The following is a 13,207-nucleotide window of genomic DNA, read 5'->3' as shown; positions in this document are numbered from 1 at the left end:
GCCCATTTTCCGGTGCGGCCAAATCCTGATTGCACCTCGTCGAAAATCAACACAATGCCGTACTTGTCGCAGTACTCGCGCAAACCTTCCAGGTAGGCCTTGGGGGCGGGGTAGAAGCCGCCCTCCCCCTGAACCGGCTCAATAATGATAGCCGCCACGTTGTTGGGGTCCACCACGTTTTTGGAAGCTTCCCACAAACGCTTGAGCTCGCGCTGCACAAACTGCTCTTCGGTGAGCTGCGCGCCGTAGCGGTAAAAGTTGGGGAAGGGAAGGCGATACACCTCAGGCGCGTAAGGACCACAGTTGAGCTTGTAGTCTATTTTGGACGTGAGCGTCATGGCCATCATGGTGCGTCCGTGAAATGCACCTGTAAAGCAAAGAACCGCCTGGCGCTGCGTGGCCTGACGGGCTATTTTAATGGCGTTTTCAACGGCTTCGGCACCGGTGCTTACAAGCATCACCTTGGTGGCATCGCCGTGGGGCAGAATCTCCACAAGCTTCTCGCACAGGGCTACGTAAGGTTCGTAAGTAACCACATTGAAGCTGGGGTGAATATACTTGCGGGCCTGGTCAATAATGGCGTTTACAACGGGTTCCGGACAGTGGCCGGCGTTTACCACGCCAATTCCTCCGGCGAAGTCTATCAGCTCATTGCCATCTACGTCAATGATGGTTGCTCCGTGAGCCCGGTCAATGGTGGCTGTGTTGAAGATGCCCACACCGTTTGCAACTACGGCTTTGCGTCTGGCAATCAGCGCTTCACTTTTTTCTCTGTTCATGCTTTTGGGGAAATTGGAAAGGTTGTGTTTTGAGGCCGCGAAATTAGTATTCTTCGGTGAGATGACCCCATCGAAAAGCACAGTGAAAAACGCTTTTAGGGAGCCTATTCACCGGGCGGCCGCAAGGTGATTTCCACGCGTCGGTCTTCGGACTCAGATCCACGCTTGCTTCCGCGTACAATTTGCCCACCGATTCGGGTTTCGATACGTTCTTTGGAAATACCAAACTCGTTGATCAACGCGTTTTTCACAGCCTCGTTTCTTCGCTGGCAAATGATCTTGTTGTAGTCCGGATTACCGGTATTGTCTGCAAAGCCTGTCACCACAAAGCGATGCCCGGGGTGGTGCTTGCTCAAATCAACCGCCTTGCGGATTTTGTTCACATCGTTCTCATCCACCTTTGTGGAGTTGATGGCAAAGTACACCGTAACCTTGAAGGTAGAAACGGGAGGCAATGTTACGGCCGGTTCTGCCGGAGGAGCGGGTTCTTCTTTTTCAGCGGGGATAGGTTGTGTGGGAGTCTCTTCTTTTTTTGTTTCCAGACGACGTGTGGTTTCACGAAGGCGCTCTAACATTTCGTCGTACTCGTCGTGTTCCATATCGAGCCGGTGCAGTGTGTCGCGGAGCCTGCGTTCTTCTGTGAGCTTGTCAAGGTTGAGTAAATAATCGCGGGCACGCATGTCAGTGCGCAGCAATTCCATTTCCTTGCGAAGTGTGGCTAACTGGTCTTCCAGTTGTCGTGTTCGCGCCGTGTCTGATACAACCCCACCGGGCATCACAACCACAGGTGGGCGGTCTTCACCGGTTTTGTCGCGAATAACCACAGGCGGCGTGGGAATGACAGTCACATCCGTACCGCGCACACCGGGCTGCGGAGTTACGCCGGACTCTGTAGCGGCCGTCCTTCTGGCAACCTCGTCCTGCAGAAATTTCATTTCCAGTTTCAGGGCTTCCATTTCGGCACGGCTCACTTCAGCGTCGGTTTCACGCGGTGCCAATGGGTCTTCCGTTGCGGAAGGTACGGTACGCGGAGCAGGAGCACCCCTGTCTTCCAGCAAGTCCATGAGCCGGGTCATCAGTACCGAATCTCGTTTGGCCTGTGCCTCCAACCGGGCCATCCAGCGGTCTTCCATGCTGCGGTCGGCGGGCTCTTTGATTCGCACGGTATCTTTTACAGGCTCTGACGCCACAGCCACAGGCGCAGCGGGCTCAAACCTGCGCGGCGCGGGCAGCGTATCGGGCGCGGTAAGTTCTTCCAGCAATGCTGCGTGAATGCGGTACAAACTGTCTAGGCGGTTGTTCAACATTTCCTGTTGGGTGCGATATCCTGCCAGTTCTTCCTTGTTTTCTTCTATTCTCACTGTATCGCGCACCATGATGCGAATGGTGTCGTTTAGTTTGCTGATTTCCTCCTGCAGGCTGTCTTTCAGCAACATCAACCTGCGCGACTCTTCGGCGCGGTTCAGGTCTTCAATTTCCTGGTGGAGAAACACCAATGCGCTGCGCAATTCTTCCTCCATTTCTGGTTCAAGCTCTACCTGGCTGCGTGTGCGTTCAGAATGAACTTCTGTTGCAACATCATCCGCCTTTGCAGCGGGAGCTTCCCTGCGGGTATCAGGTTTTTCAGGCGCAGGCATGTACGCGTCACCCAACATACGACCCGTAACTGTAGGAGCACGGAAAGCATCTCGCCGGTGGCGGAAATTAAAGCGCAACCCAATGCCGTGGTAGATGTAAAAGTCGTTGATTCCGTTGTTGTTTCCGCGATAGGCGAAGCCTCCTTCTTCCGGGAGTCCTGTGGGATTGGCGGCAAGTTGCTGCTCTGGGCTCACGTAATTTCTTCGGTAACGACCGCTTACATCATCCAGGTAATCAGTGGATGCGTACTTGAAATCGCTCTGCACAAAAATTTCCCAGCGGTGGGCCACCCTCCAGCGAAAACCAAGACTCAGTTCAGCGTACCAGGCCTGCCGACTGTATTCGTCGTTGAGCTCAGTTCGCAGTGGTCTGAGAGCCGTTTCGAACACTCCGTTAGTCATCAGGTCGGGCTGGGTATAATCGTAGGGCAGGCCGTTGTCGTCGTACAAATCGGCGTAGGTGTCAAACCACAGGATACCGGCTCCGATTCCGAGGTAAGGCGCAAAGCTTGCTTTTCGGTTCAGGAACCAGCCGTTGTCAGTGCCAAAAATCAAGGCAATTCCCACGTCCGAGATGTTCGTTTTCACGTTGAGTGCCCGTTCAAAATTCAATGCATCGGTTTGCAGGTTTCCGGCCCGGTTCACAAAGCGATCGCTCATGGCAAAGCTGTATTGGCCGCCTTTTAATGCAATGCCCATAGTGGGGGTCAGACGGGCTTCGAGTGATACATTGTACGATGCCCCGGGAATATAATTGGGGTTGAAATCGTACAGCCTGAATACTTTGCCGGCATCGCCCAGCCCATTGATAGCAAAGGGATTTAGGTCACCGTAATAGGTGGTATAACCTGCACTCACACCAAGCCTCCAGCTATAAGGGTAGAGCTGGGCAGTGAGGCTTTCGGCCACAAGTAAAATGAGTGCAATGCAGAAGAACCGGCGCAACATCATTATCGCTGATTGTTTAGACGGATATTCAGGTCGAATTCAAAGCTGAGCCCCACAAAGGGATACACATTGATGCGCTCGGTGCCACCCAAACTTTGCACTGACGTAATGGTAGCACCTGCCTGAAAGCGGAAGAAGTTGAGGAACTTGTACCCTAAAGCTGCATAGATGGGGCGTTCAATCAGCGGACCACTAACTGTTTCGCCGGAAGCATTTTGCATGTTTAACAACATGATACCTGTAGAAATGGATGCATTGCCGAGGTAGCGCTTAAAAGTGCGGTTTCCGAGCGGAATAGAAACTCCGACGTAAGGGGCTGAGCCGTAGTCGAGGTTTTCGAAGTTTCCGCTGAAATAGGCTCCGCCAAAGCCAACATTCACAGGAAGGTAGGAGGGAAGACGCTCGGTTTCGAACTCCGTGATTTCTCTGCGGTCGGCAAGCGCCAGCATATCGCGACTGAGGTACTGGTCGGTTTCGGCTTTTACCATATTGATGAGTTCTTCAATCTGTTGCTGAGCATAGGCTACGCGTACACTGTCAATGTTTTTACGGCCACCAAACACGTTGAACCTGGCGTCGCGCATGCGTACCTTTTCGAGCTGCTCAATCTTTTGGCGTACGATATCACTGAAGCCCGGAAAATCCATGGCGATGAAATGCTCGTAGCGGTTGGTAGCGCTCACCACAATTTGATCGAGGTTGTTCATCACCGTTCTGCGCGGGTTGAGCGACGAAAAACCGCTTCGGCTCACCTGGTAATTGGCGTGGAGGTAGGAGCTGAGATTCTGGTAAAGTGCGTCGCGAAGTTCGCGCAAATCATCGGTTGAAGCCGGTTTGTAGTACGAGAAGGTAAAGGTGTATCGTTTGTTGCTGCGGAGGGGTTCGGCCACGTAGATCTCGTATTCTTCCACCTTGAAATCAAAAGGCGCTTTCCAGTGGTAGGAAAAATCGGGTTCCTTTCGCTGTCGTCCACGGTGTATATCCAGTTGAACCAGCCGTACCTGTGCGGGAAGTATGCCTTTCATGTTGAACGACTCCTCGGCAGGCAACGGCATTCCACTGTTCAGTTGGTTGCGAATCACGTCAAAAGGTACGGTTTTAACCTGGGCAACGGCCATGAATGGAAGCGCTGCAAGCAGAATCAGAATGTATTTTTTCATTGAGATGGTTGTGGTGGTGCAAAAGAATTTATGAGCCGTCGGATTGACAACACGTGAAAGATACAAATTTCTGCTTGATGATGGAAGTTTTACCGGTCTAATGCTTGAAGTCCGTATCCAGCACTCTGAAGATGTGCAAAACAGCCGGAAAAATGGCGTCCATGGATTCGCGGGCACCGTTGGTTGAGCCGGGCAGCGCCAGAACCAGTGTTTGCCCTGCCATGCCCGCCAAACTGCGCGAAAGCATGGAGTAGGGGGTGCGCTGTTGGCCATAGGCGCGGATGTATTCCGCAATGCCGGGAATTTCACGTTCCAGCAAGGGACGCAGGGTTTCGGGCGTGTGGTCGCGGGGCGAAAGGCCGGTGCCCCCAGTGTAAATAAGCAGGTCTATTTGGTTTTCGCGGGCGTGGTTTAATGCTGCCTGAATGCGCTGCGGCTCGTCGGGGATGACCTCGTAGCGCGCAGTTTCAACGCCCAATTCTTCCAGCCTGGCAACAATGGCTTTCCCTGATTTGTCATCCTTTTTTCCCGCCGATACAGAATCGCTGCAAACCACCACCGATGCCTTAAACGGCCGGCTTTCATTGGTTTTAAAAGTGGTTTTTCCACCGCGCTTTTCCACCAATCGGATGTTGTGGATTTCGATGCCTTTATCGAGCGGCTTCAGCATGTCGTACATGGTGAGGGCTACCACACTGGCACCGTGCATGGCTTCCACTTCAACCCCTGTTTTGTAGATGGTTTTAACGCGCATGTGGATGCGCACCTCCAGCCCCTCGGTTTCATACTCTACCGAAGCAAACTCAATGGGCAGCGGGTGGCAATCGGGAATGGTGGTGTGGGTTTGCTTCACCGCCAGCAGTCCGGCAGCTTTGGCCATTTCAAACACATTGCCTTTGGGAACACGGTTGTTGCTTAAAGCCTCCATGGCTTGCGGCTCGCTCAACACGAGGGTTGCACTGGCGTGGGCCTCCCGCAGGGTGTTGGATTTGTGTGTAATGTCTATCATTCAGCGGCTTTGTTCACCTTCCACTGGTGACTTCCGTCGTGGAATAACTCTTTGCCGAAAATAGGGGCTTTTTCCTTGATGGCATCCACAATAAAGCGCACCGCTTCGTAGGGCTGCTCGCGGTGGGCCGACGACACAAACACCACAAAGCAAAGCTGACCGGCTTCTACCACACCCAAACTGTGGTAAATGTGCATACAACTCAGGTCAAAGCGGGCAAAAGCCTCTTCGCGGATTTCGTGCACCACCTCATTGGCCATGGTTTCCTGAGCAGAGTACTCAATGGCAGCGACGGTTTGGCCGTCTATTTCATCGGCGCGTACCTGCCCCATAAAGAGGTAGTGCGCCCCGATACCCGTTTTGTGCTGATGATGGGCAATGCTCTGAGCGATGGTGTCGGGAGAAATGGCTCCCTCGCGAAAAATGTTTTTGATTTTTTTTTCTGCCATGTCTTCTATTGGGCGATTTTGTTGGCTTCGGCAATTTTGAAGGCAGCCAAACCACCTGTAAGGTTGGTGATATTGGCTTGAATTTCAAGCGGCAAAGAGGCAATGGCCGCAATGCTGCGCACGCCATGCTGACAGAAAATGATGCAATCTTTCAGGGCCGATACCCGGGTAGCTACTTCCTCCGGAACCCATGAGCTCATGGGAATATTGAGGGCATTCCAAAGCGCCGGTGAGGGCGATTCGAAGGGCTCGCGTACATCTACAAAGGTGAACGTTTTGCCTTGTTCCAGTTGTGTAATCAGCTCATCGGCTGAAATTTCGCGTACAGGCGCGGCGTCGCTCCCGTAGCTCATGCTGCGTGCTGTTTCAATGTTTCTCATGGTATTGTTTTGCAGGTTTATCAATCTCAGCTCATTTCCTTTCACTTCGTGGGGCCAGATCAGCGCCCTGATGGCCTCGTGCGCTTGTAAAACGCCCAACATGCCCGGAATCGTACCCATCACACCTGCTTCTTCACAGGAGGTTGTATGCTCCGAAGATGGGTGCGCAGGAAAAATGCAACGGTAGGTAGCCCCTCCGCGCCAGTTCAGCACGGCAAGCTGCCCCTCGTTGCGGTACACGCCGGCGTGAATGTGCGGCTTGTTGTATCGCACACAGGCGTCGCTGATGGCATAGCGCGCATGGAGGCGGTCGGTGCAGTCCAGCAGAAGGTCGCAATGGGGAAGAAGGCCCGCGGCAAGTTCGGCAGTGAACGGCTCATTCACTGCAATGAGTTCCACCTCGGGATTGAGCAGGCGGAGTTTCTTGCAGGCGGTTTCGGCTTTGTGTTTTCCTACGTCGGCGGGCGAAAAGAGAATCTGGCGGTTGAGGTTGCTGACGTCAATCCGGTCGAAATCAACCACCGTGATACGGCCCACTCCCGCAGCGGCGAGGTATTGCAGGGCCGGACAACCCAGTCCACCGGCACCAACCACTGCAATATGCGCGCTTCGGAGCCTTTGCTGACCTTCTTCACCCCAACGGGGAAGTGCCATCTGGCGGGTATATCGTTCGTTGCTGTTCACGTTTCAGCCTCCTGCGAAGGGTGGAAAAACATCCACTACATCTCCGGGTTCTACGATGTGTTGGCGGGATACGTTGCGGTCATTGCATGCTATGGTCATGGATAACCTGCGAAAGACGGGGCGGTCTCTGCGGATCTCCTCCAACAATTCTCCGGCTGTTATGCTTTTGTGCAAAGCCTTTTCTTCCGCTTCGGTACCCGCCAGCTCTGCCAGCTGCCCGTAAAAACGCAGTGTTATGGTTTCCGGAGTTGCTGCCATTCTGCGAGGGTATTTACGTTCATGAACATTTCAGGGCTGTAAAGGTCGGAATTTTCATCCACGCCGAGCAACTGGTGGTTGAGTAATGCAATGGTGTCGCTCATTTTAAAAAAGCCTCGTTCAAGCCGGGCAGTAACCACAGGCAGGGCGTCGCGGTGGTAGCAGGCACACAGGGGCTGCATGTGGCCGTTCATTACGGGTATCATGGCCTGCGAATGAATGTGCTTTTTGATTTCCTCCAGCAAGGCCAGCGACAGGTAGGGCATATCGCAGGCCAGCAGAAAACAGTACGGATTTTTGGCGTGGGTAAGCGCGGCGTGCAATCCGCCCAAAGGACCGCAATCCTTGTATTCATCTTGCACCCATCGCTCGGCAAACGGTTGGTATGCTTTGTTTTGGCTAACGATCAATACGTCGTTGCTTACGGCCCTGGCTACTTCTGCCACGTATTGCACAAGGGGCTTGTTGTGAAGCAGCGCCAAACCTTTGTCTTTGCCAAAGCGAGTGCTTTTTCCTCCGGCTAAAATGGCCGCTGAAAACTGCGTTGTGTGTTGTGTTTTCACAGGGGGATAACGGTAACCGTGCTTCCGGCGCTTAGTTGCGGCGCTTCGGGCGGATGAACAATGATGGTATCGGCCCGGGCAAAGCTTTGCAACATGTGTGAATTTTGTCCGCGCAGGGGCTCAACGCCTTGGTCGGTTCTCTTGCCGGTAACGAAGACGGTTTTACCGCTGCGGTTGATGAGTTCATCGGTCAGCCTTAAACGACCGCTGAACCAGCTTATTTCCTGTTGCCCTGTCCATTGCCCAAGCATGGCCTTTACGTACACGTGGTAGCACATCAGTACCGAGCGCGGGTTACCCGGAAGTCCAAAGGCCATACAATCCTTGCGGGTGGCAAAGAGCAGGGGTTTGCCGGGCTTTTGGTTCACCTTGTGAAACAATATGTTGAATCCCGCCGAGCTGAGTGCAGAGGGGGTGTGATCGTGGTCTCCCACCGACACACCGCCGGTAAGCAGCAGCAAATCGGTTTTTTCGGCGAGTTGGTTAATCAGCGCGGTGAGTTTTTCGGGGTCGTCTTCGCAGATGTGCCTTTCTGAGGCGATGCCTTGTTCCTGCAAAGCCGTTTGCAGCATGATCCCATTGCTTTCAAAGATTTTTCCGGGCATCAGTTCTTCGCCGGGCCGGATAAACTCGCTTCCCGTAGTGATAATGGCTGCTGTTGGTCGCTTCCATACCGAAACACGCTGCACACCAATACTTGCCAGAAACCCAATGGCGCTGCTGTTGAGCACCTTTCCTTTTGGGAGGGCTACTTCGCCACGGGCAATCTGCTCGCCACAACGGCGAATGTGTGTGCCCGGTTTTTCGGGGAGACGTTCGACCACCAGTAGATCGTTTTCGGTGCTGCAATGCTCTTGCATGATTACGGTGTCGGCTCCCGGTGGAATGGCAGAGCCGGTAAAAATCCGCGCTGCTTCTCCCGGTTGAATGGTGGGCAGAGTGGTGGAGCCTGCCGGCAGATGGGCGGCAATGCGCAGGGCCTGTCCCGAAACCAAATCCTCAAAGCGGGCTGCGTAGCCGTCCATGGCCGACTGGTCAAAAAACGGGTGGTGGTGCGGCGCGGCCACGTCTTCGGCCAGGGTTTGAAGGTGTGCTTCACCGGGCGATTTGTGCTCTGCCGCGGTTGCCGGTGTGGCTTTACGGATATATTCCAGCGCTTCTTGGGGTGAAATCATGGAGCGAAGTTAAGGAGAGTTTTGGGGATGGGGTTGGGGCGTGCATAGACGAATTATTTGACCCCGGTAGCAAACCAGAACGGATAGGAACAGTCTGATGATGATATGCGATACTTCAGTTCTACTTTTGGTCGTGGTGCCTGGCGGGTTGATTTAGTTAGAAATGGCATGCAAACACTCAATGCAGATTTAACAGTTCAAGCTGATGAAGAGCTTGTTTTTACATCCAGCTTAGAGGTTGGCCCAGGGCTTACTCTTACGGTTCTTGGCGAGCTACTCATGCCTGATGACGCTGTAATCAGAGTTCAGCCTGGTGGCAGAGTTGTTGTTAATGGTGGTGTTATTAACAACGCCTGCGGTGGCATGTGGCGCGGCATCGAAGTCCTCGGTACCCCCAACCAACCGCAGTTAGCTCAATATCAGGGCAGGGTAATCATGCAAAACGGGGGCACCATCGAGAATGCCACACTCGGCGTAAGTCTTGGTGTAAGAAACGAAAATGGCACCCCCGATCTGTCAACCACCGGAGGCTACCTGATTTGCTCAACCGGTGCCACGTTTCTCAATTGCCAGCAAGCCGTTCAGGCTTATGATTACACCGGAGCCTTCACCAACAAAACCAAATTTTACAATACCACGTTCGAAATCAACGACGATTGGTTGTTTGAAGAAGAAATTCCGTGGTATCAGGTAGTGCTGCGCGGGGTGACCAATATTAAATTTCAGGGATGCGACTTCGTGAACACCCGCACCGATGAGTTTTCTATTCTCGATGCCGGAAAAGGTATCGCTGCATCCAACAGCGGTTTTCACGTGACCAACAGCCATTTCGAAAACCTCGCACTCGGTATCGGTGTTAAATCCCTCGGTTTCGACGACATTAAAATTTCCGAAAACACCTTTACCGGCAACCTTGGCGGGGTATCGTTAAGGTACTCGGGGCTGGCGGAGATTGTGGAAAACACCTTTGTGGTATCAGACCCGTCAGACCTCACCTGGCCCACCGGAGAGGCAGCCCAAGAACCATTTGGTTTGTACCTCGGAGGAAGTACTGGATATGAAGTGGAAGAAAACTTATTTTACTCTTCAAATATTCACAAGAATGTAGGAGTGGCCATTCGAAACTCAGGAAACCACTATAACCGAATTGGCTTTAATAATGAGTTCCATACTTTGGAAGTGGGAGCTCTTGTTATGGGAGATAACCGGTACGACCCCGCAGAAGGAGCAACACAAGCCACAGGTTTAGTTTTCCGCTGCAATGACCTTGGAATTCAGGTTACGCCTGGGGTGTATAGTGAATTAAACTATTCCATTGCGCTTACTAACGAAGGCGAAATCTCCATGCACCAGGGCGTAATTACTGCCGTGGTGCCGGGTGCAGGAAACCGGTTTTACCCGGTTTGTCCGCCGACCACCACCGACAAAGAATTTTATGTAGATGATTCATCTCCTGAACTCAGCTTCCACAATTATATTCCGTTTGCGCAATCCGAAACCCGGCCTGACTGCAATACCGGTTTACCTTACGTTGGTGTAATGGCTTCAGAAATTGACTTCGTTAAAGAAGTGCATTGCCCGAGTGATTTGTCTTCCGGCGGAGTTATAGGTGATTTCAGAGATCGTTATTATCAGAACAAGGCAATTTATGTTACGTTGCTCGAAGTCTATAAGGATACCGTAAATGGGGGTGATACGCAGTTTCTGTTGGATTTGATTGATGATGAATTTGTGTCAAGCTTTGAAATACGCAATGAAATGCTTCTAGCATCGCCGCGTGTTACCGACCGCGTTTTAATTGCCGCAATAGAACGCGACCCCGCAATGAACCCCTGGCACGTTGCCCAGGTATTACTGGCCAACAGTCCTTTGCCGCAAAATGTACTCACCGCCTTAAATCGATCAGATTTCGACGACTACTATAAAGAATTGGTAGAAGATGGTCAGAACGGAGGCGTGTCCTACACCATGATCATGGAGTCGGAATTGTCGTATTTTGATGGATTGAAAGAATCTGCCCGGATGGATTTTGTACGGCAGGCATTTCGGCAGGATAGTACCTTGGCACTGAATGACAGTATTATTCACTACCTTTCGGATGATGCTGATGATGAACAATTGAAAACCCTGATGGCCTATCACCTGAAACGCGGGCAATACCAACAAGCCGAAGCACTGCTGGCACAGGCGCCGAATTTGCGTTGGACAAACGACTACGTAGATGTAATCTCTATAGTGGTGGATGCTTTGAAAGATACTGCAAGTGCTGATGGGGTCATTGCAGCCAACGAAACCACACTATTGGCTGTAGCGAATGAACACAGCAGCGAGGCATACCTGGCGCAATCTTTATTGGAGACTTACGGGCTGGCAGAGTATGAAGAAGTCATCGTAATGCCCGGAGTGCAACCCAGAAGCATGAAGGCTGAAAAGGAAAACACTGCGGTAAAGAGAAAAGCCCTGGCTTCGGTACACCCTAATCCTACCAAAGATATGGCTTACCTGAACTGGCGATTACCCGAAGGAATGCCGTCGCATGAAGTGAGCATGGCAGTGTACAGTGTGCATGGTCAACGTTTATTGGTCGATTTTCTGAATACCGAAGTGGGTATCCGGGAAATCAATACAGCCAATTGGTCACCCGGCCTGTACCTGTTTCAACTGCGCCATGATGAACGGCTCATTGAGAGCATTCGATTTGAAGTAATCCGCTAGAAATGGTAAATGCCAAAACCATATTGCATACGACTTTATTGATGATTGCTGCGCTTCTGTTTTTTCTGCAAGCAGAAGCGCAGTACTTCAATAAGCGCATAGATTTTATGGGGTTGGATATGCCTGAAAATGGTTTTTCCATTGAACTAATGATTGATGGAAACTACATTTTATTCAACAGCGGAAGAAGCATAAATTATGAACTTGGATTAGGGCGAACTATTATCTCCCCTCAAGGGGAAGTGCTTTTTGAGCATTTTAACCTGGATGAAACAGGACCACTATACACTGGGACTGCCAATACCAGTACCAAACTTTTAGATGGCACGTTTGTTTCATCAGGTTCCAGAGGGTGGTATGATTCGGAATTAGAATCTATGATAACGCTGAATAAATACCATGAAGATGGTTCAATAGAGTGGATCCAACTATACGGTGATTCAATCAATCAGTCAATTGGGCGTGCTGCAACAGAACAACCATTCAACAAGAATCTGGCATGTGTGGGGTCAATTAATATACCACCTGTAGGAAACGGTGATGTTGATGCATTTGTATTAATCACAGATAGTATCGGAAACATGGTACAGCTAAGTACCTTTGGCGGGAATGGTGTAGATGAGTTCCTAAATATTTGTCCGACTATTGACGGAGGGTATTTGCTTGGAGGTTATACGCGTTCATACAACAGTCAAGGAAACATTGATCATTTTGTTGTAAAAACTGATAGCGCCGGAAATGAACAATGGTCAAAAGTAATCGGCACACCCCGTGAAGACTCATGGGCCGATGTGTTACAAAGCAGCGATGCAAATTATGTGTTTTGCGGCAGTTGGAACGAATATACCATTGGCGGCACTGAGCATTATACTTTTCCATACATCAGCAAATTAGACAGCGCGGGCGATCTGATTTGGGAACACACCTATGAGGATTTATTTGAGGGTTCTAATTATTACACAAAGCTCCGCATTGTTAAAGAACTGGAAAATGAAGATTTGATATCCATTGGAGAACGCGCAGGAGCCAACTTAGGTATCATGTTGCGCACGGACAAAGACGGCAATGTTATTTGGTACCGTGAGTTTATGCACCCAACCACGCAATCTTATGGTGCTGCAAATATTATAAATGATGTCATTCCAGATGGAGAGGGTGGCTTTGTTTGCGGGGGTTGGTTGTATGGTAGCCCGTTGGATAGCATTCAAGGCCAGGATCTCTGGGTTTTCCGCACGGATAGCATGGGCTGTTTGGTGCCGGGTTGCCATTTGGTAGATAATGTAGAAGTACACGAAGAAGAAGTGCTGGTGAGCATGTACCCCAACCCCGTGCAAGACCTGCTGAGCGTACACCTCAAATCCGGCCCGATGCCCCGCGGCGCGCAGCTGGAGTTGTATGATATGCACGGCCGCCACCACAGCACCACCACCATTAACCCTGGCGCTACCAC

11 protein-coding genes are annotated in these 13,207 nt (G+C 51.5%); 2 read left to right on the top strand and 9 right to left on the bottom strand.

Translation table 11 applies throughout. The features are described 5' to 3' along the window. From EA392_14565 to EA392_14525, 9 genes are all read right to left on the bottom strand, one after another. Positions 1 to 779 (bottom strand): aminotransferase class III-fold pyridoxal phosphate-dependent enzyme (locus tag EA392_14565; GenBank protein TVR36728.1); only part of this gene is annotated, 779 nt, incomplete at its 3' end. A gap of 104 nt (positions 780 to 883) precedes the next feature. Beyond that, entirely contained in the window at positions 884 to 3,367 is a 2,484-nt protein-coding gene (locus EA392_14560) for a hypothetical protein (GenBank protein TVR36727.1), read from the bottom strand. Further along, positions 3,367 to 4,524, bottom strand: a complete 1,158-nt coding sequence (locus EA392_14555) for a hypothetical protein (GenBank protein TVR36726.1) — start codon at positions 4,522 to 4,524, stop codon at positions 3,367 to 3,369. Before EA392_14555 ends, EA392_14560 begins: the two co-directional genes overlap by 1 nt. Positions 4,525 to 4,621: 97 nt before the next feature. Next, positions 4,622 to 5,533, bottom strand: a complete 912-nt coding sequence (locus EA392_14550; GenBank protein TVR36725.1) for a bifunctional molybdenum cofactor biosynthesis protein MoaC/MoaB — start codon at positions 5,531 to 5,533, stop codon at positions 4,622 to 4,624. Beyond that, positions 5,530 to 5,982 (bottom strand): molybdenum cofactor biosynthesis protein MoaE, encoded by a 453-nt coding sequence (locus EA392_14545; protein ID TVR36724.1) that lies wholly within the window; start codon positions 5,980 to 5,982, stop codon positions 5,530 to 5,532. Before EA392_14545 ends, EA392_14550 begins: the two co-directional genes overlap by 4 nt. 5 nt (positions 5,983 to 5,987) lie before the next feature. Further along, the gene (locus EA392_14540; GenBank protein TVR36723.1) at positions 5,988 to 7,046 is read right to left on the bottom strand and encodes a thiamine biosynthesis protein ThiF; all 1,059 of its coding nucleotides are present in this window, start codon (positions 7,044 to 7,046) and stop codon (positions 5,988 to 5,990) included. A gap of 3 nt (positions 7,047 to 7,049) precedes the next feature. Beyond that, complete coding sequence (locus EA392_14535; GenBank protein ID TVR36722.1) at positions 7,050 to 7,304, bottom strand: MoaD/ThiS family protein; 255 nt, start codon at positions 7,302 to 7,304, stop codon at positions 7,050 to 7,052. Continuing rightward, positions 7,280 to 7,867 (bottom strand): molybdenum cofactor guanylyltransferase, encoded by a 588-nt coding sequence (locus EA392_14530; protein TVR36721.1) that lies wholly within the window; start codon positions 7,865 to 7,867, stop codon positions 7,280 to 7,282. The genes EA392_14535 and EA392_14530 overlap by 25 nt, the downstream gene beginning before the upstream one ends. Beyond that, positions 7,864 to 9,042, bottom strand: coding sequence for a molybdopterin molybdenumtransferase MoeA (locus tag EA392_14525; protein ID TVR36720.1), 1,179 nt, complete (start codon positions 9,040 to 9,042; stop codon positions 7,864 to 7,866). The genes EA392_14530 and EA392_14525 overlap by 4 nt, the downstream gene beginning before the upstream one ends. A 105-nt stretch (positions 9,043 to 9,147) precedes the next feature. On the opposite strand from EA392_14525, the gene EA392_14520 reads away from it, so the two are divergent. Both EA392_14520 and EA392_14515 read left to right on the top strand, forming a co-directional pair. Then, on the top strand, positions 9,148 to 11,757 hold the full coding sequence (locus tag EA392_14520; GenBank protein TVR36719.1) for a hypothetical protein: 2,610 nt from the start codon (positions 9,148 to 9,150) through the stop codon (positions 11,755 to 11,757). Between the two features lie 2 nt (positions 11,758 to 11,759). After that, on the top strand, positions 11,760 to 13,207 hold a 1,448-nt coding region (locus tag EA392_14515), incomplete at its 3' end, for a hypothetical protein (GenBank protein ID TVR36718.1).

The organism is Cryomorphaceae bacterium, assembly GCA_007695365.1.
Lineage (GTDB): Bacteria > Bacteroidota > Bacteroidia > Flavobacteriales_D > SKUL01 > SKUL01.
The sequence above is the reverse complement of the archived record's forward strand: the minus strand, read 5'-3'. Positions and strand labels throughout refer to the sequence as shown.

Excerpts from the sequence above, each read along its gene's own strand:
- EA392_14545 (TVR36724.1), bottom strand. The coding sequence starts at position 5,982 with ATGGCAGAAAAAAAAATCAAAAACATTTTTCGCGAGGGAGCCATTTCT.
- EA392_14535 (TVR36722.1), bottom strand. The coding sequence starts at position 7,304 with ATGGCAGCAACTCCGGAAACCATAACACTGCGTTTTTACGGGCAGCTG.
- EA392_14550 (TVR36725.1), bottom strand. The coding sequence starts at position 5,533 with ATGATAGACATTACACACAAATCCAACACCCTGCGGGAGGCCCACGCC.
- EA392_14525 (TVR36720.1), bottom strand. The coding sequence starts at position 9,042 with ATGATTTCACCCCAAGAAGCGCTGGAATATATCCGTAAAGCCACACCG.
- EA392_14555 (TVR36726.1), bottom strand. The coding sequence starts at position 4,524 with ATGAAAAAATACATTCTGATTCTGCTTGCAGCGCTTCCATTCATGGCC.
- EA392_14520 (TVR36719.1), top strand. The coding sequence starts at position 9,148 with ATGCGATACTTCAGTTCTACTTTTGGTCGTGGTGCCTGGCGGGTTGAT.
- EA392_14560 (TVR36727.1), bottom strand. The coding sequence starts at position 3,367 with ATGATGTTGCGCCGGTTCTTCTGCATTGCACTCATTTTACTTGTGGCC.